This window comes from Campylobacter sp. GTC17093, from assembly GCF_055397635.1.
In genome coordinates, this window is sequence record NZ_AP038832.1 from 1016133 (window position 1) to 1040106 (window position 23974).

General features: G+C 28.5%; 27 protein-coding genes. 22 read left to right on the plus strand and 5 right to left on the minus strand.

Translation table 11 applies throughout. The features are described from left to right. Positions 1–6 precede the first annotated feature (6 nt). Positions 7–834, minus strand: coding sequence for a tungstate ABC transporter substrate-binding protein TupA (gene tupA / locus ACZ5VL_RS05280; RefSeq protein WP_464197961.1), 828 nt, complete (start codon positions 832–834; stop codon positions 7–9). Between the two features lie 115 nt (positions 835–949). On the opposite strand from tupA, the gene tupB reads away from it, so the two are divergent. The 5 genes from tupB to ACZ5VL_RS05305 all read left to right on the plus strand — a co-directional run bounded on the left by tupB (position 950) and on the right by ACZ5VL_RS05305 (position 4590). Then, positions 950–1642, plus strand: coding sequence for a tungstate ABC transporter permease TupB (tupB, locus tag ACZ5VL_RS05285; protein WP_464197962.1), 693 nt, complete (start codon positions 950–952; stop codon positions 1640–1642). Next, entirely contained in the window at positions 1639–2571 is a 933-nt protein-coding gene (gene tupC, locus ACZ5VL_RS05290; protein ID WP_464197963.1) for a tungstate ABC transporter ATP-binding protein TupC, read from the plus strand. The genes tupB and tupC overlap by 4 nt, the downstream gene beginning before the upstream one ends. Before the next feature lie 9 nt (positions 2572–2580). Continuing rightward, positions 2581–3402, plus strand: coding sequence for a bifunctional hydroxymethylpyrimidine kinase/phosphomethylpyrimidine kinase (thiD, locus tag ACZ5VL_RS05295; protein WP_464197964.1), 822 nt, complete (start codon positions 2581–2583; stop codon positions 3400–3402). Between the two features lie 9 nt (positions 3403–3411). Then, positions 3412–3897: a molybdate transport repressor gene (locus tag ACZ5VL_RS05300; protein WP_464197965.1), complete on the plus strand. Its 486-nt coding sequence runs from the start codon at positions 3412–3414 to the stop codon at positions 3895–3897. 528 nt (positions 3898–4425) lie between these two features. Further along, on the plus strand, positions 4426–4590 hold the full coding sequence (locus ACZ5VL_RS05305; protein WP_464197966.1) for a hypothetical protein: 165 nt from the start codon (positions 4426–4428) through the stop codon (positions 4588–4590). Here the strand turns inward: ACZ5VL_RS05305 and ACZ5VL_RS05310 are convergent. The 3 genes from ACZ5VL_RS05310 to ACZ5VL_RS05320 all read right to left on the minus strand — a co-directional run bounded on the left by ACZ5VL_RS05310 (position 4573) and on the right by ACZ5VL_RS05320 (position 6936). After that, a complete protein-coding gene (locus tag ACZ5VL_RS05310) occupies positions 4573–4971 on the minus strand; it encodes a hypothetical protein (protein ID WP_464197967.1) in 399 nt (132 codons plus the stop codon). The two genes, ACZ5VL_RS05305 and ACZ5VL_RS05310, sit on opposite strands and share 18 nt — an antisense overlap. A gap of 231 nt (positions 4972–5202) precedes the next feature. Next, positions 5203–5673, minus strand: coding sequence for a hypothetical protein (locus tag ACZ5VL_RS05315; RefSeq protein ID WP_464197968.1), 471 nt, complete (start codon positions 5671–5673; stop codon positions 5203–5205). Positions 5674–5718: 45 nt separating this feature from the next. Next, the gene (locus ACZ5VL_RS05320) at positions 5719–6936 is read right to left on the minus strand and encodes a saccharopine dehydrogenase family protein (protein WP_464197969.1); all 1218 of its coding nucleotides are present in this window, start codon (positions 6934–6936) and stop codon (positions 5719–5721) included. 217 nt (positions 6937–7153) lie between these two features. On the opposite strand from ACZ5VL_RS05320, the gene ACZ5VL_RS05325 reads away from it, so the two are divergent. The 4 genes from ACZ5VL_RS05325 (at position 7154) to ACZ5VL_RS05340 (ending at position 11207) form a co-directional block, all read left to right on the plus strand. Then, the gene (locus ACZ5VL_RS05325; protein ID WP_464200264.1) at positions 7154–8335 is read left to right on the plus strand and encodes a glutathionylspermidine synthase family protein; all 1182 of its coding nucleotides are present in this window, start codon (positions 7154–7156) and stop codon (positions 8333–8335) included. A gap of 3 nt (positions 8336–8338) precedes the next feature. Further along, positions 8339–9265: a D-2-hydroxyacid dehydrogenase gene (locus ACZ5VL_RS05330; protein WP_464197970.1), complete on the plus strand. Its 927-nt coding sequence runs from the start codon at positions 8339–8341 to the stop codon at positions 9263–9265. 2 nt (positions 9266–9267) lie between these two features. Continuing rightward, positions 9268–9765 carry a YajQ family cyclic di-GMP-binding protein gene (locus ACZ5VL_RS05335; RefSeq protein WP_464197971.1) on the plus strand — a complete coding sequence of 166 codons (498 nt, stop codon included), beginning with the start codon at positions 9268–9270 and terminating at the stop codon, positions 9763–9765. A gap of 110 nt (positions 9766–9875) precedes the next feature. Then, entirely contained in the window at positions 9876–11207 is a 1332-nt protein-coding gene (locus tag ACZ5VL_RS05340) for a coproporphyrinogen III oxidase family protein (RefSeq protein ID WP_464200266.1), read from the plus strand. Between the two features lie 14 nt (positions 11208–11221). On the opposite strand, the gene ACZ5VL_RS05345 is transcribed toward ACZ5VL_RS05340, so the two are convergent. Continuing rightward, positions 11222–11830 carry a nitroreductase family protein gene (locus tag ACZ5VL_RS05345; protein WP_464197972.1) on the minus strand — a complete coding sequence of 203 codons (609 nt, stop codon included), beginning with the start codon at positions 11828–11830 and terminating at the stop codon, positions 11222–11224. 121 nt (positions 11831–11951) lie between these two features. On the opposite strand from ACZ5VL_RS05345, the gene tatB reads away from it, so the two are divergent. The 13 genes from tatB to ACZ5VL_RS05410 all read left to right on the plus strand — a co-directional run bounded on the left by tatB (position 11952) and on the right by ACZ5VL_RS05410 (position 23972). Then, positions 11952–12407, plus strand: a complete 456-nt coding sequence (gene tatB / locus ACZ5VL_RS05350) for a Sec-independent protein translocase protein TatB (RefSeq protein WP_464197973.1) — start codon at positions 11952–11954, stop codon at positions 12405–12407. Positions 12408–12409: 2 nt separating this feature from the next. Further along, positions 12410–13162, plus strand: coding sequence for a twin-arginine translocase subunit TatC (gene tatC / locus ACZ5VL_RS05355; RefSeq protein ID WP_464197974.1), 753 nt, complete (start codon positions 12410–12412; stop codon positions 13160–13162). A gap of 4 nt (positions 13163–13166) precedes the next feature. Continuing rightward, complete coding sequence (gene queA, locus ACZ5VL_RS05360; RefSeq protein ID WP_464197975.1) at positions 13167–14186, plus strand: tRNA preQ1(34) S-adenosylmethionine ribosyltransferase-isomerase QueA; 1020 nt, start codon at positions 13167–13169, stop codon at positions 14184–14186. Between the two features lie 8 nt (positions 14187–14194). After that, positions 14195–14707, plus strand: a complete 513-nt coding sequence (locus ACZ5VL_RS05365; protein WP_464197976.1) for a hypothetical protein — start codon at positions 14195–14197, stop codon at positions 14705–14707. Further along, positions 14659–15408 carry a hypothetical protein gene (locus ACZ5VL_RS05370; RefSeq protein ID WP_464197977.1) on the plus strand — a complete coding sequence of 250 codons (750 nt, stop codon included), beginning with the start codon at positions 14659–14661 and terminating at the stop codon, positions 15406–15408. Before ACZ5VL_RS05365 ends, ACZ5VL_RS05370 begins: the two co-directional genes overlap by 49 nt. A gap of 157 nt (positions 15409–15565) precedes the next feature. Continuing rightward, a complete protein-coding gene (rfbA, locus tag ACZ5VL_RS05375) occupies positions 15566–16459 on the plus strand; it encodes a glucose-1-phosphate thymidylyltransferase RfbA (protein ID WP_464197978.1) in 894 nt (297 codons plus the stop codon). Further along, complete coding sequence (rfbC, locus tag ACZ5VL_RS05380) at positions 16449–17024, plus strand: dTDP-4-dehydrorhamnose 3,5-epimerase (RefSeq protein WP_464197979.1); 576 nt, start codon at positions 16449–16451, stop codon at positions 17022–17024. Before rfbA ends, rfbC begins: the two co-directional genes overlap by 11 nt. Further along, entirely contained in the window at positions 17017–17883 is an 867-nt protein-coding gene (gene rfbD / locus ACZ5VL_RS05385) for a dTDP-4-dehydrorhamnose reductase (RefSeq protein ID WP_464197980.1), read from the plus strand. The genes rfbC and rfbD overlap by 8 nt, the downstream gene beginning before the upstream one ends. Further along, the gene (rfbB, locus tag ACZ5VL_RS05390) at positions 17880–18896 is read left to right on the plus strand and encodes a dTDP-glucose 4,6-dehydratase (protein WP_464197981.1); all 1017 of its coding nucleotides are present in this window, start codon (positions 17880–17882) and stop codon (positions 18894–18896) included. Before rfbD ends, rfbB begins: the two co-directional genes overlap by 4 nt. 2 nt (positions 18897–18898) lie before the next feature. Next, on the plus strand, positions 18899–19708 hold the full coding sequence (locus tag ACZ5VL_RS05395) for an ABC transporter permease (protein ID WP_464197982.1): 810 nt from the start codon (positions 18899–18901) through the stop codon (positions 19706–19708). Further along, positions 19708–20979 (plus strand): ABC transporter ATP-binding protein, encoded by a 1272-nt coding sequence (locus ACZ5VL_RS05400; RefSeq protein ID WP_464200268.1) that lies wholly within the window; start codon positions 19708–19710, stop codon positions 20977–20979. Before ACZ5VL_RS05395 ends, ACZ5VL_RS05400 begins: the two co-directional genes overlap by 1 nt. A 2-nt stretch (positions 20980–20981) precedes the next feature. Next, the gene (locus ACZ5VL_RS05405; protein ID WP_464197983.1) at positions 20982–21650 is read left to right on the plus strand and encodes an acylneuraminate cytidylyltransferase family protein; all 669 of its coding nucleotides are present in this window, start codon (positions 20982–20984) and stop codon (positions 21648–21650) included. 9 nt (positions 21651–21659) lie between these two features. Next, the gene (locus ACZ5VL_RS05410) at positions 21660–23972 is read left to right on the plus strand and encodes a hypothetical protein (protein WP_464197984.1); all 2313 of its coding nucleotides are present in this window, start codon (positions 21660–21662) and stop codon (positions 23970–23972) included. The last annotated feature ends 2 nt before the right edge of the window (positions 23973–23974 follow it).

Consider the following 23974-nt stretch of genomic DNA (forward strand, 5'->3'; position numbering starts at 1 on the left):
AATATCTTACTCTTTTCTGTCTTTCGCATCAGCAGTGAAAAGTTGTTTGTTCATAAGCTTGAAGTTATTTATGAATTTTTGACCCTCATCGCTTGTTATCCATTTTGCAAATTCTTTTGCATTTTCCTCGTCAGCTTTAGGGCATTTTTGTGGATTTACATTTATAACCGAATAAAAATTTTTAAGATTATTATCGCCTTCGTTTAGTAAAACAAGAGGTGGATTACCATTGTTTTGTGCTTCATATTTGATGAATGTTCCACGGTCTGTTAGAGTTACACCTTTTTGCTCAGCAGCGACATTTATAGTTGCTAGCATACCTTGTCCAGTTTGTTTGTACCAAGTTTCTTTTTCTGGCACATTGGTAATAGATTTTTTCCATATATCAATTTCTTTGTTGTGAGTACCGCTCTTATCGCCTCTACTAAAAAATGGTATTTTTTCTTTTTGTATCATTTCAAAAGCTTCTTTTAGATTTTTGCCTTTAAATTTTTCTACTAAAGATTTATCACCGATAATTATATAGTCATTATACATAACAGGTTTTCTATCTACTCCATATCCATCTTTTACAAATTCTTTTTCAAGTTTTGGAGAGTGAACAAAAAGCACATCGACATCGCAATTTTTACCCATTTCTAGAGCTTTACCTGTACCAACTGCTGTCCATTTTAGATCAACACCAGTTTTTGCTTTATAAACCGGATATAAAGCATCAAGAAATCCTGTATCATCGGTACTTGTAGTTGTTGCCATAACTAGATTATTATCTTTTGCATAAAGTGAGGTTGCCGCAAGTATAGCAACGGTTAGGGATAAAATTTTAGATTTCATGTATATCCTTTAAAGTAATTTCTTAGATTCTATCATTTGCTTATAAATATATAGGAAACAAATATATATTTTAAGTATATTTTTGCTAAACTTAAAATAAAAATTAAGGTTAAATTTGGGTTTTATACTAGATGGCTTCATGCAAGCTTTTGCTTTACTTTATAGTGGAAATGAAGAAACTTACTCGGCTATAAAAGCAACTATTATAACTTCTAGTGTTTCTATCGTTTTTTCTTTGTTTATTGGAATGCCAATAGGCTTTTGTCTTGGATTTTACAAATTTAAAGGCGCAAAAACACTAAAGCTTCTTAGTGATACAGCTCTTGCAATGCCAACAGTTGCCATAGGTCTTATACTTTATGCTTTTATATCAAGCAGAGGTCCATTTGGATTTATGGGGCTTTTATTTACTCTAAAAGCAGTTATTTTGGGGCAAATTTTTCTATCTTTACCTATAATTATATCTCTTACTGCAAGCGTGGTTGAAAATATAGATAAAAAGCATTTGCTAACCATAAAAAGCTATCATATAAATGATTTTAAGCAAATTTTAACTGTACTTTATGAGCTTAGATACTCTTTAATGGTTGTTGTAGCAACTGCTTATGGTAGAATTGTAGCAGAAGTTGGTGTTGCGATGATGGTTGGTGGAAACATCAAGTGGTTTACAAGAACGATAACAACAGCAGTTTCACTAGAAACAAACAAAGGAGAGTTTGCGATGGGTATAGCTCTTAGTATGGTGCTTATAGCGATTGCGTTTAGCGTAAATTTAGCAATTCACGCTTTAAAAAGACTTGATAGATGATTTTAGAAAATATAACTCAAATTTATAAAAATCAAAAAGTATTAAATGTATCAAATTTAAATATAGATGAAAGCAAGATAACAGGACTTCTTGGTGCAAATGGAAGTGGTAAAAGCACACTTTTGCGTATAATAGCGGGATTAGAAAACCCTAAAAGCGGAGAGATAAAAAGTACTTTAAGCAAAAAAGACATATCCATACTTTTACCTGAGCCGGTACTTCTTAAAAGAAGTGTAAAGCAAAATTTTATTTTTGCTTTAAAAGCTTATAATGATATAAAAGATAGTTACGATGAGCGTATAAATATGGCTCTTTCTATGGTTGGTCTTGATTCAAGCTTTTTAAAGAAAAAACATTACGAGCTAAGTAGTGGGCAAACAACTAGATTAGCTTTTGCCCTATTAATTGCTACAAGACGCAAATTTATGCTTTTAGATGAACCTACAAATAGCATTGATCTTATGTCTTCAAAGTTTTTTGCAAGGGCAATACAGATTTTAAACAAAAAATATGGTTGCTCCTTTTTAATAGCAAGTCATGATGAGAAATGGTTAAGTGAAATTTGCGATGAAAATGTGTATTTGTATAAAGGAAATGTGAGTGAATTTGAGCTTAAAAATATTTTTGATTCTCAAAACTCACTTATAAGCTTTGGATGTGGTTTAAATATCGTCTTGCCAAATGGTTTTGAAAATACATCAAAAGTTGCACTAAATCCAACTAAAATTATTTTATCTCAGGACATTTGTGCGTATGAAGGATATTTGCATTCGCTTTCTGTTTTAAGTAGAGGAAGATTTTTGATAAAGATTAAATTTGGAGAGATTTTACTAAAAACTACTGTAAAGATGCAAGACTTTCCAAATTTAAAAGTTGGTGATAAAATCTATTTTGATATAGATAAAAGCGGATTTTTATCTTTAGAGTAAAGGGAAATTATGAAAATAGCTCTTAGTATAGCAGGATCTGATAGTGGTGGTGGAGCTGGCATTCAGGCTGATTTAAAAACTTTTGAGGAACTTGGCGTTTTTGGAACAACAGTTATAACAGCACTTACTGCGCAAAATACACTTGGTGTAAAACACATTTATGATGCAAGTTTGCAAAGTATTGAGGAGCAATTAGATGCTGTTTTATCAGACTTAAGACCAAATGCCATAAAAACTGGTATGCTTTTTAGTTCAGAGATTATAAATTTAGTTTATGAAGCTTTAAAGTATAAAAATATACCACTAGTTTGTGATTGTGTTATGGTTGCAAAAGGTGGCGCAAAACTTTTAAAAGATGATGCCATAAATACTCTAATTTCTAAACTAGTACCAATTTGCGAATTAATAACGCCAAATATCCCAGAAGCCCAAATACTATCAAATTTAAGTATAAACAGTGAAAAAGATATGATGAAAGCTGGATTAAATATACAAAAAATGGGCGTAAAAAGCGTTTTGATGAAAGGTGGACATTTAAACAGTGATGAAGCTTTTGATATATTGATCAATGAAGATAAAATTTATAAACTAAGCTCACCAAGGATAGATACAAAAAATACCCATGGTACTGGTTGTACATATTCAGCTGCCATAACTGCAAATTTAGCAAAAGGTCTAAGTATGCTTGAGAGTGTAATTACAGCAAAAGCTTTCGTGCACGAAGCTATAGAAAATGATTTAAGCTTAGGAGCAGGGCATGGTCCAACAAATCATTTTGCTTACGCTAAAAATGGATATAAAAATGATAAAATAAAAGTTATATATTTATAGGAGTAAAAATTGATAATTAAAGAAGATAAAAAAAAGGTTAAATATGTTCTTTTAATGAATGTTGCACTTGGTATTGCTGGTGTGGCAGTTTTGGTTTTAAATTATGGAAATATTGGTTTTTTTGTGCTTTTTGTGGGTTTGGTAGGAGCATTTTTTTGCATTAAAAAAATGCTTTTTAGCGATAACTTTTTAAGAGTAGATGAAGATGGATTTTTAATAAAAAGTGGTAAGAGTGAGCAGAAATTTAACTTTAAAGATATAGAAAAGATAGGTATAAAAACTATAGAAGAAAAGAAAAATATACAAGTTTTAAATTTTACTTTTAAAAAGAATCTTAATATAGAAGATAGATTTAATTTCTTGAGATTTTATAATGACAAAGAAGCTACATTGCCAGATATCTATGAAAAATCTTTTTATGAGATTGAGAAAATTTTAAAAGATAAATTTAGTGAGTTTAAAAACTTAAGCATAAGCAATAAGTCAAATTTATAACAGGAGAATGTATAAAAGATTGATTTTCGGTCTATTTTTGCAATGTCTGGCTTGATATGAGCACAGTATGTAGCTGTTTATGAAAATGGGCTATAGAGTTTAGACTTGATACAAAGCCCTAGAGAGCTTGGGCTAGTAGAAGTTTTGGCAAATTAGTTTAGTAAAGCCAAAAATGTAAAAGTTTGTTCGATAAAAGCAGGATCTGGAGAGAGTTTAGATATGCTTAAAACTCTAAAGTAGAGATGATAATGGTTTATGCGCCAAAATCTGAAATCGAAACTATAAAAGATGGCTGGGTGACACAAAGAACACTGATAGGTTCAAATGAATTTTGCATAATAGAAAGAGCGATCCTGCTGGTATAAAATGCTAAAAAGGTATATGAGATTTACAAAATATAAGTTATGCAAAATTGCCATTTTACACAAGAGCTTATAACTCAGAAACGCATAAAAAAGAGCTAAGCATCTAGAAGAAGATAGCAGGAGCTGAGCCACGGGCGATTGGTATATAAAAAATAAAGACTTTATGCTTTCTACTTTACTAAAAGCTGATAAAAATAGGGTTTATTTTATGACAGCTAGCTCAACTTGGACTGTTGCGATAGAAGATATCAAAAACAGCGAGATTTTGGAAAAGACAAATACTCACAAAGTTTATACTAAAATTACTAACTTAATCTATGGATTTTAAGCATAGATTTACTAGCGATAACATCCTAAAGAAAAAATACTCTTTATGGTTGCATGATAATTCTAATTGATATGAACTTTTATGTCTTATGAAATATTTATCACCCAAATAAGTTAAAAATTTAAATTCTTCTTCTAACTTTTCTTTATCAAATTTTACTGATATTTTATCAAGTAAAATATCAGTGGTTATTTTTTTATCTTTTTGTGATTTTGCTCCATAATATGTTTTAATGGCTTCAAAAGAATCCCAAATTTGTTCTAACGCGTCCTGAATTTTACCATCTATATAGTAATCTCTAGCTTTATTAACTAAAGCATTTAGTCTTTTGTCTTTTGTTTTTGCTTGTATATTAAAAAGTAGATCATTATTTAAATTCATATCTAAAGCATAGGTTAAATCAAATGGCTTATTTTCATTAATTGATGAATTTATAAAATTAGCAAAATCCTGCTCTGCTAATTTTATATCTTTGTCCTTATACTTATAATAGTGTCTACCAAAAATACCTTCATTTATTATTTTATAAATATTTATTATATCGAAAGTATCTAATTCATAAGATATGTATAAAGTTATATTAAAATTATACTCTATATTATTATTATTGATTTAAATATACTTTTGGTATCCTAAATTATAAAAAAATGTTTGTATGCTTAATAAATCTTTGCTAAATGGATAATTATCATTTATGCCTGTTATTATTTTAGCTAAACCAAATTCAAAATTTCTATTTAGATTTCTGGCTAGTAGTATTTTTAGCATTTCTTGTGATTGTTTATTGTTTTTACTATCTATGTATTTAAATTTTATATCGCTTAAGATAGATTTAGTTACATCAAAATAATATTCGTTAAAAATATAATCATTATTTGGTTTAGATATTATATTAACACTATTCATTTTTGTATGTTGAGTTGGGCTAAGTATATCCATTAATAAAATTTTTTCTTTTAATTCTTGCGATGTTATAATGGCTTCATTTAGATATAAAGAACGATTTATCCAATATCTTCTTAAACTATTTAAGCTATTTAATAAGCTATTTATTTCATATTCAAAATTTTTATTATTTACCATGATTTTCTAGTATGAATACATAGGAAATACCCTATGTATTTTCTTTTACTTAACCTCATACCTTTCGCCTGGTTTCATTTCTATTATCTCCCATGGTAAACCTTGTGTCATAAGCTCGTCCATGAATGGTTTTGCATCAAATTCTTCCATATTAAACACGCCTTTACCGCTCCAACTGCCTTTTGCTACAAGTTTTGCACCAATCATTGCTGGAACACCTGTTGTATAACTCACACCTTGCGCTCCAGTTTCAGCGTAGCATTCTTCGTGATCGCATACATTATAGATATAAACTTGTCTTTCTTTATCATCTTTTATACCACGAATCACACATCCGATATTGGTTTTACCTTTTGTTCTAGCACCAAGTGATGCGGGATCAGGTAAAAGTGTTTTTAGAAATTGTATTGGAACGATTTTCATGCCGTTGTGTTCAACCTCATCAATGCGGAGCATTCCAACATTCTCAAGACATTTCATGTGTGTTAGATAGCTTTGTCCAAATGTCATAAAAAAGCGGATTTGTTTAAGTCCTTTTATATTTTTACTAAGGCTTTCAAGCTCTTCATGATATAAAAGATAGCTATCTTTTACGCCAACTTTTGGATAATCCCATTTAAACATTATCTCCATTGGCTTTGTCTCAACCCAACCTTTTTCTTTTTGCCAATACCTTCCATTTGCAGAAACTTCACGCAAATTTATCTCTGGATTAAAGTTTGTAGCAAACGCATATCCGTGATCTCCTGCATTGCAATCAAGAATATCTATATAGTGAATCTCATCAAAGAGATTTTGCTGTGCATACGCGCAGTAAACATTTGTAACGCCTGGATCAAAACCACTTCCAAGAAGCCCTAAAATCCCAGCTTTTTTAAAATCATCATTTTTGGCCCATTGAAGTTTATACTCAAATTTAGCTAAATCAGGATGCTCGTAGTTTGCAGTGTCGATGTAGTGAATTCCTGCTTTTAAACATGCATCCATAAGAGTTAAATCTTGATAAGGAAGAGCTAAATTTAGTAGTATTTTAGCACCTGTTTTTTTGATAAGTTCTACAACAGCATTTGTATCATCGGCGTCAATTTGGGCTGTTTGTATTTCTATACCTAATCTATCTTTTATAAATTTTGCTATCTCATCGCATTTGCTTTTCGTTCTGCTTGCTAGGGTTATTTTTGTAAAAGTTTCTTTATTCATCGCGGCTTTTACGGTTGCAACCCTGCTAACTCCACCGGCTCCGATTATGAGTAAATTTGACATTTTTATCCTTTTGTTAATATTTATGGTATTGTATCAAAACAATATAACATTTTAGAAATATTATCAAATTTGAGTTAAAAAATAACATTTTAATGTATTCTAGACTAGATAATGCTCTAAAATACTTTTAATACAAGAATCTAAATATAGTATTTTTTGATTATTAATTCTTAAGGGCAAATTTAGTATGATAGAGATTATAAATAACGAGGAAAAAATGTTAAATTTACAAAAAATAAAACCGCTCACTAAAGAATTTTTAGAAGAATCAAACTTTTCTTGGCATACAGATTTGGATAATACACCATATATCTCAGATGAGATTATAGGAGTTTCTGAGGCTGAAGCAAACGCTTATTATGAAGCTGCAAATGAACTTTATGATATGTTTGTAGAAGCTGCACAATTTGTTATAGATAATAATCTTTTTCACGAGCTTGGTATTCCGTTTAATTTGATTGATATCATAAAAGATAGCTGGGAAAATGATGTTCACTGGCATTTATACGCAAGATTTGACTTTGCTGGAGGGCTTGATGGCAAACCTATTAAGTTACTTGAGTTTAATGCAGATACACCAACTTCTCTTTTTGAAACGGCAATCATCCAATGGGCAATGTTGAAATACAATGGTATGAATGAAACGATGCAGTTTAATGAAGTTTATGAGGCTATAAGAGATAATTTTAAGCGATTAATTGTATTAAATGATGATATAGAAAATTTTGGCAAATATTATGAAGGCTGGAAGATACTTTTTAGTAGCATAGCAGGAAGTGATGAAGATGAACAAACTGTTAAACTTCTACAAAATATGGCTGATGAAGCTGGATTCCATACTAAATTTGCTTATGTTGATGAAGTTTCATTTAGTGACGAAGATGGTATATTTCTAGGAGATGAGAGTTTTGAGTACTGGTTTAAATTAGTTCCTTGGGAGATGATAGCTATAAATGAGGGCGAGTTAGCACTTATACTAAAAAATATCATAAAAAATCAAAAAGCTATTATTTTAAACCCCGCTTATACTTTACTTTTCCAAAGTAAAGGTATTATGAAGATTTTATGGGATTTATATCCAAACCATCCGCTTTTACTACAAACATCTTTTGAACCACTAAAAGGTAAAAAACAAGTCGCAAAACCACTTTTAGGTAGAGAAGGTGCAAATATAGAGATTTTAGATGAAAATGGAAATGTTTTAGAAAAAAAAGATGGCGAGTATGCTTCTCAAAACAAAGTTTATCAAGAATTTTATGAATTAAATAAAGATCAAAGCGGAAATAGCTATCAAGCAGGGATGTTTTTTGCCTATGAAGGATGTGGACTTGGGTTTAGAAGAGGTGGTAATATTATAGATAATTACTCGAAATTTGTCGGACATTTTATCAAGGAGTAAGTTATGAAAATAGCATTTCTAGATGCTTCTGCTCTTGGGGAAATAAGTTTAAATAAATTTAGGGATTTTGGAGAGTTTATTACCTACGATAAAACATCTAGCGAGGAAAGAATTTCAAGGCTTATAGATGTAGATATTGTTTTAACAAATAAAGTTATCATAGATAAAGAAGTAATAGATAATACTAATTTAAAACTCATTTGTGTTACGGCAACTGGAACAAATAATGTTGATATAGCATATGCAAATCAAAAAGGTATAGCTGTAAAAAACGTAGCAGGATATTCAACAAAAGCTGTAGTGCAACAAACTTTTGCTTCTCTTTTTTATCTAACAAATAAAATAAAATTCTATGATAAATGGGTAAAAGATGGCGAATGGATAAAAAGTCCTATTTTTACAAATGTTTCTATGAATATAATGGAAATTTTTGGTAAAAGATTTGGAGTTATAGGACTTGGAACTATAGGAACTGAAGTTGCAAGAATTGCAAAAGCCTTTGGTGCAGATGTTGTGTATCATTCAACTAGTGGCAAAAATCGTTCTACAGAGTTTCCTTCTGTTAGTTTGGATGCTCTTTTAAAAACTTGCGATATTATTTCTATTCATTGTGCCCTAAATGATCAAACTAAAAACTTAATAGATGCAAATGCGATAAGTAAGTTAAAAGACGGTGCTATTTTGATGAACTTTGGAAGAGGTAGTATAGTAGATGAAGAAGCTCTTGCTAAAGCGTTAGATGAAAGAGAAATATATGCTGCTTTGGATGTCCTTGAGCAAGAACCTATGAATAAAGATAATCCATTTATGAAAGTTCAAAACAAGGATAGATTTATCATAACTCCACATATTGCCTGGGCTACATATGAAGCTAGGCTTAAGCTCGTGGATATGGTTTATAAAAATATAAAAGATTTTTTAAAGGCTTAAAAATGGCAAGTGAACATAGTTTTGATGCAAGTGCAGCTGTTGATATGATGGAAATAAAAAATGCTATCGAGACAGCTAAAAAAGAGATAGGCTCAAGGTATGATTTTAAAGGCGTTACAGCTGAGATAGATTTAAACGAAAAAGATAAAACCATAACTCTTTTAACATCTAGCGATAGTAAAATAGATGCACTAAAAGATGTTTTGATATCTAAACTTATAAAAAGAGATATCCCCTCAAGTGCTCTAAAAGATGGCAAAAAAGATAGTGCAAGTGGTAGAAATGTTCGTTTGGTTATATCTATAAATGATACAATAGATAGTGAAAATGCAAAAAAAATTACAAAAGCTATAAAAGACTCAAAGCTAAAAGTGAATGCATCTATACGCGGAGATGAAATAAGAGTTGTTGGAAAATCTATAGATGATTTGCAAGAATGTATAAGGCTAATTAGGTCTTTAAATTTAGAGATTCCGATAAATTTTAAAAATCTAAAATAATTTATAGTATTTGATTGGTAATATTATTTAAATATATATTTTAGTTTAAATTTATAAAAAAATATTAAAATATAGTTTTATAAAATTAAAAAAGGTAATAAATGGGATTTATGAATATAGGTAAAGAGTTTGCCATAAACTATGCTCACAATAAAATGCAAAAAGCGTTGTATAATGGGCTAAATATTAAAATGTTAGATAAGCCGTTACAAAAAACTCCAAAAGAAAATACAGATTATATGCTTTATATGCATGTGCCTTTTTGTCATACTTTTTGTCCATACTGCTCTTTTCACAAATATCACTATAATGAAGACGCGGCAAAAACTTATTTTATAAATTTAAGAAAAGAGATGCAAATCATAAAAAACAAGGGTTTTGATTTTAGCTCTTTGTATGTTGGTGGAGGAACCACTCTTATAAATGAGGAAGAGCTTGAAAAAACCCTTCAAATGGCTAAGAATCTTTTTAATATCAAAACTATTTCTTGCGAAAGTGATCCAAGACATATATCGCCTGAGAGTTTAAATAGATTTGTTGGACTTATAGATAGATTAAGTGTTGGCGTGCAGAGTTTTGATAATGAAATTTTAAAAAAAGTTGCAAGATATGAGAAATTTGGTTCAAAAGAAGTTTTGATAGAAAAATTAAGTAAAGCAGTAGGAATATTGCCAATACTTAGCATAGACTTAATATTTAATTTACCTTTCCAAACTGAAGAAATTCTAAGAGAAGACATAAAGGTTGTAAAAAGTATAAATCCTGAGCAATTTACATTTTATCCACTTATGAAATCTCCTCTTACAAGGGATTCTATCGCAAAAACTCTTGGTGTTAGCAATGAGGATAATGAGTATAAATTTTATAAGATTATATGCGAAGAGTTTAAAGACTTGCATAAAAGCAATGCATGGGCATTTTCTAAGAAAAAGTATGAAATAAGCGATGAGTATGTTGGCTCAAACCACGAATATGTAGGTATTGGAAGTGGAGCTTTTAGCTTTTTAAATGGAGAGCTTTTAATAAATGCTTTTGATTTGAATGATTATGGAAAATTTATAAGTTCAAATACTCAGCCAGTTATAGCAAAATGTAATTTTACAAATAAAGATAGAATAAGATATCTTTTCTTAACAGAACTTTTTGATGGAGCCATAGATATAGATAAATTTAATAAGGCACATAATACATCTTTAGGCAAAGAGCTTTTTATAGAGATTTTCTTGTTAAAACTTGTAAATGCAATATATGAAAAAGATGGAATTATAAGAGTTAGTGAGTTTGGATCTTATTTATGTTTAGTTTTAATGAAAGAGTTTTATGCCGGAATGGATAAAGTTAGAGCAACTTTTAAAGATAACAATAAAATCAAAAACGCAAAAACTTTAAGAATAATGGAACAAGCAGAATCTCCAATATCTGAAAATGCGGTAAATGAATAATTTGCAACAGTATTTTAAATCCAAGTTACGCTTTGACTCATATTTTTTCTAAATTTTGGCTTGCTACTATTTGGATTACCGTATCCAAGAGGAACTAATAGTACTGTATTAAAAGTATCACTTAATTTAAAAAATTCATTTGCTCTTTTTACATCAAATCCAGCAACTATACAACTTTGCACTCCATTGGCATAAGCTATGTTAACTAAATTTGCACATACTAAATAGCACTGCAACGCAGCGTAATGATTTATTTCTTCTTTGCTCATTGGATCAAATCTTTTAGAAAAAATATCTAAAATCTTTTTAAATTTATCTTGATCTTTTTGTTTTCTAGCTATGATATTTTGTAAATACTCATCCTTGCCTTGTAGGTCATTTCTTGAAATTATAGCTATGATATGAGAACAGTTTTGAACATGGGCTTGCTCGTTTGCTATTTTGCCAAGTTCAAGTATATCTTCTTTTTTGCTAACAACTATGAAATGCCAAGGTTCTATTCCTAAAGAACTAGGTGAAAGTCTTGCAAGATCTAGTATCTCATTTATGGTCTTGTTATCTACTTTTTTATCTTCAAAAATTCTACAAGAGTAGCGATTTTGCATTATTTCTTCTATATTCATTTGATATCCTTTGGTAAGTTTTATTTATTTTATCAAAAATAAAATAATAAAAAACAGATGTTTTATCCTAAATTGAGCAAATTTTATGTAAAATGAAGCATTTATTTATTTAGGAAAATATATGCTTGGAATGAGTTTTTCTGAAATTTTGGTTATTGCTCTTGTTGCTGTTTTGGTATTAGGCCCAGATAAGTTACCAAAAGCAATGGTTGAAATAGCTAAATTTTTAAAAATTATTAGAAAAAGTATAAATGATGCAAAATCTAGTTTTGATCAAGAAATCAAGATAGCTGAATTAAAAGCAGATGCCCAAAAATACAAAGATAGTTTAAATGAGGCCAAAAATCAAGTTAGAAAAAAACTTACATTTGAGGAACTTGAAGAGTTAAAAAATGGCGTTAAAGATATATCTAGCGAATTTAATAATGCCAAAAATATAGTTGAAAATAGTGTATCATCTATAAACAATACCCCATCTTTAAATTCTATAAATGATATTAAACTAGAAAATCAAATACAAAATAATACTAAAGAAATTTCAGATGCTGATAACATATCTAAAAAAGAAGAGAAATAAGTATGTTTGAAGATCTTAAACCACATTTAATTGAACTTAGAAAAAGACTTTTTATAAGTTGTGCATCTATTTTTATCATGTTTTTTGTATGTTTTTCTTTTTGGAACCCGATCCTTTCTTGGATGACAGCACCACTTGTAGAGATTTTACCTAAAAATAGTAATATCATATTCACACAAGTTCAAGAACCATTTTTTACAGCAATGAAAGTCTCATTTTTTGCGGGTCTTGTTCTTTGTATGCCTATAATTTTTTGGCAGTTTTGGCTGTTTGTATCGCCAGGGCTTTATGATAATGAGAAAAAGTATGTGCTTCCTTTTGTTTTTTTTGCTACATTTTTCTTTATAGTAGGAGCTTGCTTTTGTTATTATGTAGTAATACCAATAGGATTTAAATTTCTTATAAATTTTGGTGGTCAGCTTTTTACAGCGCTTCCTAGTATCGGGGAGTATGTTGGATTTTTTACAAAACTCATTGTAGCTTTTGGTATAGCCTTTGAACTTCCTGTGGTTACATTTTTTTTAGCTAAAATCGGTCTTGTAGATGATAAAGCATTGCTTGGATTTTTTAGATATGCAATTATTATAATATTCGTTTTTGCTGCTATTGTTACGCCACCAGATGTTATAAGCCAAATTCTTATGGCTCTTCCTCTTATAGTATTGTATGGACTTTCAATACTTGTTGTTAGATGGACTAGTAAGTCAGACTTAAATAAAGATGAAAACAGTGATGATATGTCAAATGATGAGTAAATAGATGATTGATTTAACAAAAACATCAAGTTATTACTATTTTTTGCCTCCAGAACTTATAGCAAATGAGCCAGTAATACCAAGAGAAAATGCAAAAATGCTTGTGTATGATAGAAAAACAAATCTTATTTTGCACAAGCATGTAAGAGATTTGCCTAGCATTTTGCCAGAATGCTCTATTATTTTTAATGACACAAAAGTTGTAAAAGCAAGAGCATACGGATCTAAAAGTAGCGGTGGAAAAGTTGAAATATTACTCAATGCGCCTCTTGCTAATGGAAATTTTGGTATTTACATAAAAGGAAAAGTAAAAGTTGGTACTGAAGTCATATTAAATAAAGATTTTAAATTTATAGTAAAAACCCTTTTTGATGATGGACTAAGAGAAGTAGAGTTTTATTTAGGTGATAAAAAAATAAATACAATAGAAGTTTTTAATGAAATGGGGCAAATAGGTCATGTGCCAATTCCTCCATATATTAAAAGAGATGATAATAAAAATGATGAAATTTGGTATCAAAGTGTTTTTGCGAGATATCAAGGAGCGGTTGCAGCGCCGACGGCATCTTTGCATTTTAGTGAGGAATTGATTGGTAAACTAAGACAAAAGCATGATATTTTTACTCTAACTTTACATATTGGAGCAGGAACATTTAAAAGTATAGAAAGCGAAGATATATCTAAGCATAAAATGCATGAAGAGTGGTATAACATACCAAAGGATACTATAAATTTGATAAAATCATCAAAACCTCTTTTAGGTATTGGAACTACTGTTACAAGAGTTGTTGAAGATTTTGTTAGGAATGGTAAAAGTAGCGGAGTTTGTGATTTATTTTTAAATCCTTTTAATAAACCTATAAGACAAAATTATTTACTTACAAATTTTCATCTACCAAAATCAACTTTGATTATGTTAGTTTGCAGTTTTATAGGATATGAAAAAACTATGGAAATTTATGATATAGCTATAAAAAATGATTATAGATTTTATTCATATGGCGACTGTATGTTGATTTTATAAGGGGCAATATGCATTACATAGTTTTATTTATTGTAAGTTTTATGCCTGTTTTTTGTGAAAGCAATGTATCTTTAGAAATTACTCAGACTGATTATTATATTGATGTTATTTACGCTATTTTTACGCTATTTTGTTTAATATTTTTAATTTTTATAATTAATTTTTTGAGAAATGAATTTAAACGGATAGATAATCTAAAGATAGAAGAGCAGATAACAAACGATATAAAAAATGAAAATTTTTTAGCATCAAATAATCTTGAAAATATTATAAACTTAAGTTTAAGACGCAAAGACTATGCTTTAAAAAGAGGAGTGAGTAATATTGATATATTTTCTAGGTTAGATTATGTTTCTCAAGCTTTATTTGAAGAATCTTTTAAAACTAAATCCATAATAATTTTTGATTTTGATGATAATTTAGATAGAAACTATAATATAAATTCTCAGCAATTTATAAAATGTTTTGTTTCTTGTATAAAGTTTTTTTACAAGAATTTAAAAATAGTACTATTTTGGTAGAATTTTTAATGTTAAATGAAGGATCTGAGTCTGTTAATTTTACTTTAAAGATATCTTCTTCTAATCATATCTTGAATCTTGATTTATACGAACAATTAAAAAATGTAATACAAAAAAAAGAAACTATAAGCATTGAGAGATTTAGATACATATATGAGATAAACTCTGCATTAAAAGATTTAACATGGGATATTAAATGTCAAAATGTGGATAGTTTTGGCATTATTTTTGAAGGATTTTTAAAAGTAGTACATGGTAAAGAAAAAATAAAAGATTCTTGTATTCAAAAATTTAAAGACCTAAGCTCTGTTTTGATATGTAATAATCAAGTACTTAAAAATATATTTGTAAAACAAATGGATAAAATTGGTATTGATATAAAGCCTTGTGTGGATTGGAATATCTTAAATAGGCATATAGAAGATGCTATATACACACCATCTATTGTTTTTATTTATACAGAAGATTATAATTGTATAGATACTAAAATATTGGAAAGTTTAAAAGCAAATAAAGAAAAAAAGAACTTTATTGTAGTGTTTTTGATAGGTAGCAGGGCGCAGATAATATCTACTTTAGAAATAGGTGATTTTTTTATTACAACTCCGTATGTTTTAGAGACTTTAAAAAATGTTTTAGATATGTCTTATGAACTGTTAAATGAAGCCAAGATTGTAACGTCAAATAAATTTAGAAAATAGGTTAGTAAATTATGCATTTAACAAGAGTAGAATTAGATTTTTATTTTCAGTTATGTATTAGGCAAATATTAGTAAAATCTACCTTTTTATTTAATTTTTTGTTAAATTAAAATAGTATAGTTATCATAGTTTTTTCTATATTATAAAAGGAGTATTGATGAAAGGTATAATTTTAGCAGGTGGAAGTGGAACAAGACTTTATCCTATTACTAAGGGTGTAAGCAAACAACTTGTACCAATTTATGATAAACCAATGATTTACTATCCTCTTTCGGTATTGTTGTTGGCTGGAATAAAAGAAATACTTGTGATATCAACACCTCAAGATTTACCTAGATTTGAGGATCTTTTAGGGAATGGAAGCAATTTGGGTGTAAAGTTTTCTTATATTGAACAACCTAGCCCAGATGGCCTCGCGCAAGCTTTCATACTTGGAGAAAAATTTATAGGAAATGATGATGTATGCTTGGTTTTAGGCGATAATATATTTTATGGTGATGGGCTTACAAATTTATTGGCAAAAAGTGTTGGAAATGTAAAAAATGAAAATAAGGCCACTGTTTTTGGATATTATGTAAAGGATCCAGAGCGTTATGGGGTTGTTGAGTTTGATAAAAATAAAAATGCTATCTCTATAGAAGAAAAACCAGATAATCCTAAATCTAACTATGCTGTAGTTGGATTATATTTTTATCCAAACTCTGTTGTTCAGATAGCTAAAAATGTTAAGCCAAGCGATAGGGGTGAATTAGAAATAACAAGCGTAAATCAAGAGTATTTAAAAAAAGAAAATTTAAAAGTAGAACTTATGGGTAGGGGATATGCTTGGCTTGATACCGGAACTCATGAGAGCTTACTAGAGGCAAGTTTATTTATACAAACTATTGAAAATCGTCAAAGCTTAAAGGTGGCGTGTATAGAAGAGATAGTTTATGAACTTGGTTATATAGATGAAAAAAAATTATTAGAACTAGCCAAGCCTTATAAGAAAAACCAGTATGGCAAGTATCTTATAGCTAGAGCTAAACAAGGTAGAATATATGGAATTTGAAAGATTGGAAATACCAGAGATTGTTTTATGTAAGCCACAAGTACATGGTGATAGTAGGGGTTATTTTATTGAGACTTTTAGAGAAGATTTGCTTGAAAATTTTTTAGGGTACAAGATAAATTTTTGTCAAGATAATGAGTCAAAATCAAACTTTGGTGTTTTAAGGGGACTTCATTTTCAACTTCCTCCATTTGCTCAAACTAAACTGGTTAGAGTTATTAAAGGAAGTGTTTTGGATATTGCTGTAGATATAAGAAGAAATTCTCCTACTTTTGGAAAATACGTATCACAAGAGCTAAATGATGAAAATAAATTTCAACTTTTAATACCTCGTGGTTTTGCACATGGATTTTTGGTTCTAAGCAATGAAACTATCTTTGCTTACAAAGTTGATAATTATTACTCTAAAGAGTGCGATAGAGGTATAGCTTACGATGATCCAAAAATAGGTATAAAATGGAAAATTGAAAGTAAAAATCTTTTATTATCAGATAAAGATACAAAACAGCCACTATTAAGAGAAGCCAAAGAGCTTTTTGAATATATGGAAAACTATTATGTTTAAAATTTTGGTTACTGGAGCAAAAGGACAGCTCGGAAGTGATATAGAAGAAATTTCAACAAATTATACATATAAATTTTATTTTGTAGATAAAAAAATACTTGATATAACTGACTATAAAAAAGTAAGAGAATTTGTAGAAAAAAATAATATAAATATTATTATAAATTGCGCAGCATATACAGCTGTAGATAAAGCTGAAAGCGAAGTAAATTTAGCAGATTTAATAAATAATAAAGCAGTAGAAAATTTAGCTAATCTTGCCAAAGAATTAAGCATAAAGCTAATTCATATTTCAACAGATTATGTATTTGATGGTAAAAACTATAAACCATATATAGAGAGCGATATTACAAATCCTCAAAGCATTTATGGCAATACTAAACTTTGTGGTGAAAATAAAATAATACAAATAAATCCCTCAAATTCAATTATAATACGCACATCTTGGGTATATAGTCAATATGGCAATAATTTTGTTAAGACTATGATAAATTTATCAAAGCAAAAAGAGTTTTTAAATGTTATAAATGATCAAGTTGGATCTCCAACTTATGCAAGAGATTTGGCAGATATTATATTGCAGATTTTGCCGAATTTAGATAATAACGATGTTGAAATTTATCATTATTCAAATGAAGGTGTTCTTTCGTGGTATGATTTTGCAAAAGAGATAATTGGTATTATAAAATCACCTTGTAAAATAAATCCTATATCTAGTGAAAATTATAAAACATTAGCCAAACGCCCTTATTATTCACTATTGGACAAGTCAAAAATAAAGTCCAGGTTTAATTTAGAAATACCATATTGGAAAGATAGTTTAAATAAATGTTTAGAAAAATTAGGAGAAAATATATGAAAGCTATATTGGTTACTGGTTGTGCAGGATTTATAGGCTCAAATTTTGTGCCATATTTTTTAGATAAATATAAAGATTATAAAATAATAAATTTAGATCTTTTAACATATGCTGGGAGTTTAGAAAATTTAAAAGAAGTCCAAGGACATGAAAGATATAAATTTATAAAAGGTGATATATGTAATCGAGAATTATTAGAGTTTATTTTTAACGATTATGATGTATCTGGCGTAATTCATTTTGCGGCCGAAAGTCATGTTGATAACTCTATTAAAAATCCTGGAGTTTTTATAGAGACAAATGTAAAAGGCACATTTACTCTTCTTGATGTTGCATATAAATTTTGGATGGATAGTCCATTTAATTATAAAGATAAGTATAAAAACTGTAGATTTCATCATATCAGCACAGATGAGGTTTATGGTACATTAGGGGATACTGGATTTTTTACCGAAACCACGCATTATGCTCCAAATTCTCCTTACTCATCAAGTAAAGCAAGTAGCGATATGATAGTAAGGGCTTACCATGAGACTTACGGATTAAATACGATTATAACAAATTGTTCAAATAATTATGGTCCAAAACAGCATGATGAAAAACTTATACCAACTATTATAAGAAATGCTCTTAGTGGCAATCCTATTCCAATTTATGGAGATGGTAAAAATATTCGTGATTGGCTTTATGTTCTTGATCACTGTAAAGGTATAGATATAGCTTATCATAATGGTATAAGCGGGGAAACATATAATATAGGCGGTAGAAACGAAAGAACAAATTTGCAAATTGTTGATAGAATTTGTTCTTTGCTTGATGAAATAGTTCCAAAAAATGTTAGCTATAAAGAGCAAATAAAATTTGTTCAAGACCGAGCTGGTCACGATAGAAGATATGCTATAGATGCTACAAAAATTGAAAACAAACTTGGTTGGAAAGCAGATGAGAATTTTGATAGCGGAATAGTTAAAACTGTTAAATGGTATTTAAAAAAATATAATATTGGAAAGTAGTTATGAATTATTTTAAAATGCTTTATAGGTTTTTAAAAGATATATATAAAAGCAAAAGACTTTTAATCGATCTTGCAAAAAATGATTTTAAGTCTAGATATATGAATAATTATCTGGGTATATTATGGGCTTTTGTTCAACCAACTGTTATGATTGTAATATTTTGGTTTGTATTTCAAGTTGGTTTCAAAGCAGTGCCTGTGGATAACTTTCCATTTATCCTTTGGTTAATGGCGGGTATGATACCATGGCTTTTTTTTGCTGAAAGTCTTCAATCTAGTGTACAATCTATTTTATCAAATAGTTTTTTAGTAAAAAAAGTTGTATTTAGAGTATCACTACTTCCAATAATACAGATAATATCGGCATATATAATACATATATTTTTTGTCTTCTTTTTATTTTGCATGTTTATGTGCTATGGTTATATGCCAAATATTTATTGGCTGCAAATTCCTTATTATATGTTTTGTACAATTGTTTTAGTGCTTGGCTTATCTTGGTTTAATAGTTCTGTAGTTGTATTTTTTAGAGATTTAGGACAAATTATAAATATGATGATTCAATTTGGATTTTGGCTTACACCAATATTTTGGTCTATGAAAATACTTCCTCAAGAATATCATAATATAATAAAATTTAATCCAGCTTACTATATAATAGAAGGCTATAGAGATAGTTTAATTTATAATGTATGGTTTTGGAAAAAAGTTGATTTAAGTATCAATTTTTGGTTTATAGCCATAGCTTTATTTTTTCTTGGCGCTGTTGTGTTTAGAAAATTAAGACCTCATTTTGCGGATGTGTTGTGATGAGTGATATAGCTATAAAAGTACAAAATTTATCAAAAATTTACAAACTATATGATAAGCCTATTGATAGACTTAAGGAAGCTTTAAATCCTTTAGAAAAGAAATACCATAAAGAATTTTATGCCTTAAATAATGTGAGTTTTGAAATAAAAAAAGGAGAAACGGTAGGTATTATTGGTAAAAATGGTGCTGGTAAATCGACTCTTCTTAAAATTATTACAGGCGTTTTAACGCCTTCAAGTGGACATGTACACGTAAATGGAAAAATCTCATCATTACTTGAGCTTGGAGCTGGTTTTAACCCTGATTATACTGGCATAGAAAATATATATCTTCAAGGAACTCTTATGGGCTATTCAAAAGAAGATATAGATGCTAAAATAGATGAGATACTTTCTTTTGCCGACATAGGTGATTTTGTAAACCAACCAGTAAAATCATATAGCAGTGGTATGTTTGCTAGGCTTGCTTTTGCAGTTGCTATAAATGTAGATCCAGATATATTGATAGTAGATGAAGCCTTAAGTGTTGGAGATTTTGCCTTCCAAGCTAAATGTTTTAGAAGATTTAGAGAATTTCAAAATCTTGGCAAAACAATACTGTTTGTGAGTCACAGTACACAACAGATTATTCAATATTGCAATAAGGCTATATTAATTCATGGTGGTAATATGATTAAATATTCTAGTGATGTTAAACAAACCACATATGATTATGAAGAGTTAATAAGAAAGCATGATAATTGTAATAGTTTTAAGCAAGAACAGACATCCAAGGGCTTAATTGAAGAAGAATTTGATTTTAGTACAATGCCAAACAAAAGTGTAAATGAATATAGGTTTGGTACACACGAAGCCATTTTTAGAAAAGTTACTTTGTCGCACGATGCAAATGCAGTACAAACAGATTCTCTTTTTATATCTGGAGAAAAAGTTTATTTAAGATTTTATATAATTGCTACAAGAAACTTTCCATCTATTGTTATTGGTACAAGTATTAAAAATAAAGATGGGGTAATGATCTGGGGAGATAATACAGTTGATACTCCCATATCATTAAAAAAGGGATTAAATAAAATATCAATGGTATTTAATTTAAATATTGTGGGTGGAGAATATTTCATAGATTGTGGAATGGCGGATATATCATTTGAACCTAGAATAGAGCTAGATCAAAGATGGCCTTTTGATAAAATAAATATAGTATCTTACCATAGAATGGTGCAAGGATATGCATTTGCTCCTGCGAAAATAAATTTAGAAAAGGATTAAATATGAATGTTACGATTTATGTTCCTGCTAGATTGAATAGCGAAAGATTGCCAAGAAAAGTTTTGTTAGATTTTAATGGTGATACGTTGGTAGGATTAATTCTAAAAAAATTAAAAAATAGCAATTATAATAATTTTTTCCTTAATACAGATGATATTGAACTAATTGAATATGCCAAAAATTTAGGTTATAAGGTATATGTTAGAAGCAGTGGATTGACAAAAAGCGATACAACAACCGAAGAAATTTTACTAGATTTTGTAAACGGCATAGATTGTAAAACTGAATATGTTGCGGCCATTAATCCTACTAATCCACTTTTGACTACCAAAACTATTAATAGTTTTATTAAAGAAGTAATTTCTAATAATTATGATACTGCATTTTCTGTTTCATCTTTAAAGAAACACTGTTTAATGGATTCAACTCCAATTAATTATTCCCCATTTGGTCCACATCCTAGGACTCAAGATGTAAAAGAAGTAAAAGTATTAAATTGGGCGATTGTTGTGTGGAGAACATCTTTTGTTAAAGAAAGAATAAAGAAAAAAGGTGATTCTATTTATTTGGGTAGTGTTGGTTTTATTAATATTCCAGAGGATGAAGCGACTGATATCGATACGGCAATGGATTTTAAAATAGCATTAGAGTTATCTAAATTAATAAAATAATAGAACAAAATGAAAATACTTTTTTATGTTGAACCACTTATAGAACAAGATAAGCCATATTGGAAAGATGTTTGGATAGATGTATTTTGTAGAAAAATTATAGATACATTAAAACAAAGTAAAAATAGTTATGAATTTTTAATTATGACAAATGAAGCAATAGCGCATAAAGTTGATATTGAAACATATATAATTACGCTAACGCAACAAGAGCTTTTACAACCTTTTGCTACAACAAATTATTTAGATGTGACAACCGCTTGGCATTGTGCAAAATTTAATCAAAAACAATTAGAATCTTACAAAAAATTAATGTTAAATAAACTAAATGGATTTGTTCCTGATATTATCATTACTTTCTCACCGGCACCATTTTTTAAAGAAATATTTGATAAAGCATTAATTTTACATCACGAATATAGTATATTTTCTAGATTGCCATATCCTCAGTCTTGGTTTTTTGATCCAGTTGGAATGCATAGTTATCTATTTTTAAATAAATTTAAAGATGAGATAAAATCTATTAAACTTTCCAAAGATCAACATATATTGGTTAATAATTTTAAAGAACTATGTCAAAATACACTAAGTGCTAAAAGCCCATTTAAAAATATTTTTAATAAAAAAAGAAAACAATTTGACTATTTAATTTTTTTGCCGTTACAATTTTCTAGATATTATAGTTTTGATGATTTAGTACCTTTTAAGAGTCAGTATGAATATTGTGTATATATTTTGGATCATATTCCGTCTCATATAGGTGTTGTTATGAATATGCATCCAGAATACCCTGCCATATCGTCTGATGCTATAAAGTTTTTAAAAAGTAAATACACAAACTTTATATACGAAGAGTATTTTGATACAATATATGCTTCTGGTCAGTTTATATTGCCTTTTGTGGATGCTGTTATAACAGTATCATCCTCCATAGGTTTGCAAACGTTGTTTTTTGATAACAAGCTCGTAACATTAAGCGACAAGACCTTTTCATTTATTGCGGATTGTACAAATATAAACGATATAGAAAGGATTCTCGCATCTGACTATGTGGATAAAGATTCATTTTTATATTTTATTTTAAGTAGACATGCAATTACTGAAAAATATCTTTATAATACAACATGGCTTGATAATTTTTTTACAAATTCTTTAGATAAATTTAGAAAAGAAAATATTAAAAGTAATTTTTATGATCCAATTGATGAAGACAAAAATATATTTGAAAATTTATCTAGAATGATAAATGATAATTCAAATTCAGTTCCGCAAATTGTTAAAAATTATATACAGATATATATAGGAGAAGACGGAGCGATTAGTGAAGAAAATTCAATTAAACTTCCTGTGCTAAATTCAAATGAGCTACAAATTTTCGAGTTTGATTTAAAAAATTTTAAGAATGTTAAAAGTTTAAGACTCGATGTGCTTAACGATGCTTGTATAGTTGAGTTAAAAAAAATAAATATGGTTTTAGATAACAAAATCAAAATAGATTTAAAGCCTCTTATATCTAGAACTTCCTATTCAAATAATGATAATAATTATTTTTTTGACTCTATTAATTCGCAAATTTACTTTGAAAATATTGATTTTTCAATATATAATATTTCTAAAATTATAGTTGAAATAAAATATACTAAGATTTCAAACGATGCTTTAAAAAATATTATAGAACAAAAAGAGAATTATATACAAGAACAAAGAAATATTATAGAACAAAAAGAGAATTATATACAAGAACAAACAAGTATTATAGAACAAAAAGAGAATTATATACAAGAACAAAGAAATATTATAGAACAAAAAGAGAATTATATACAAGAACAAACAAGTATTATAGAACAAAAAGAGAATTATATACAAGAACAAAGAAATATTATAGAACAAAAAGAGAATTATATACAAGAACAAACAAGTATTATAGAACAAAAAGAGAATTATATACAAGAACAAACAAGTATTATAGAACAAAAAGAGAATTATATACAAGAACAAACAAGTATTATAGAACAAAAAGAGAATTATATACAAGAACAAACAAGTATTATAGAACAAAAAGAGAATTATATACAAGAACAAACAAGTATTATAGGACAAAAAGAGAATTATATACAAGAACAAACAAGTATTATAGAACAAAAAGAGAATTATATACAAGAACAAACAAGTATTATAGGACAAAAAGAGAATTATATACAAGAACAAACAAGTATTATAGAACAAAAAGAGAATTATATACAAGAACAAACAAGTATTATAGAGAGATTTAATAGAAATTTTGTAATCAAAATATTTAAAAAATTAAAATTTTTAAAATAAAT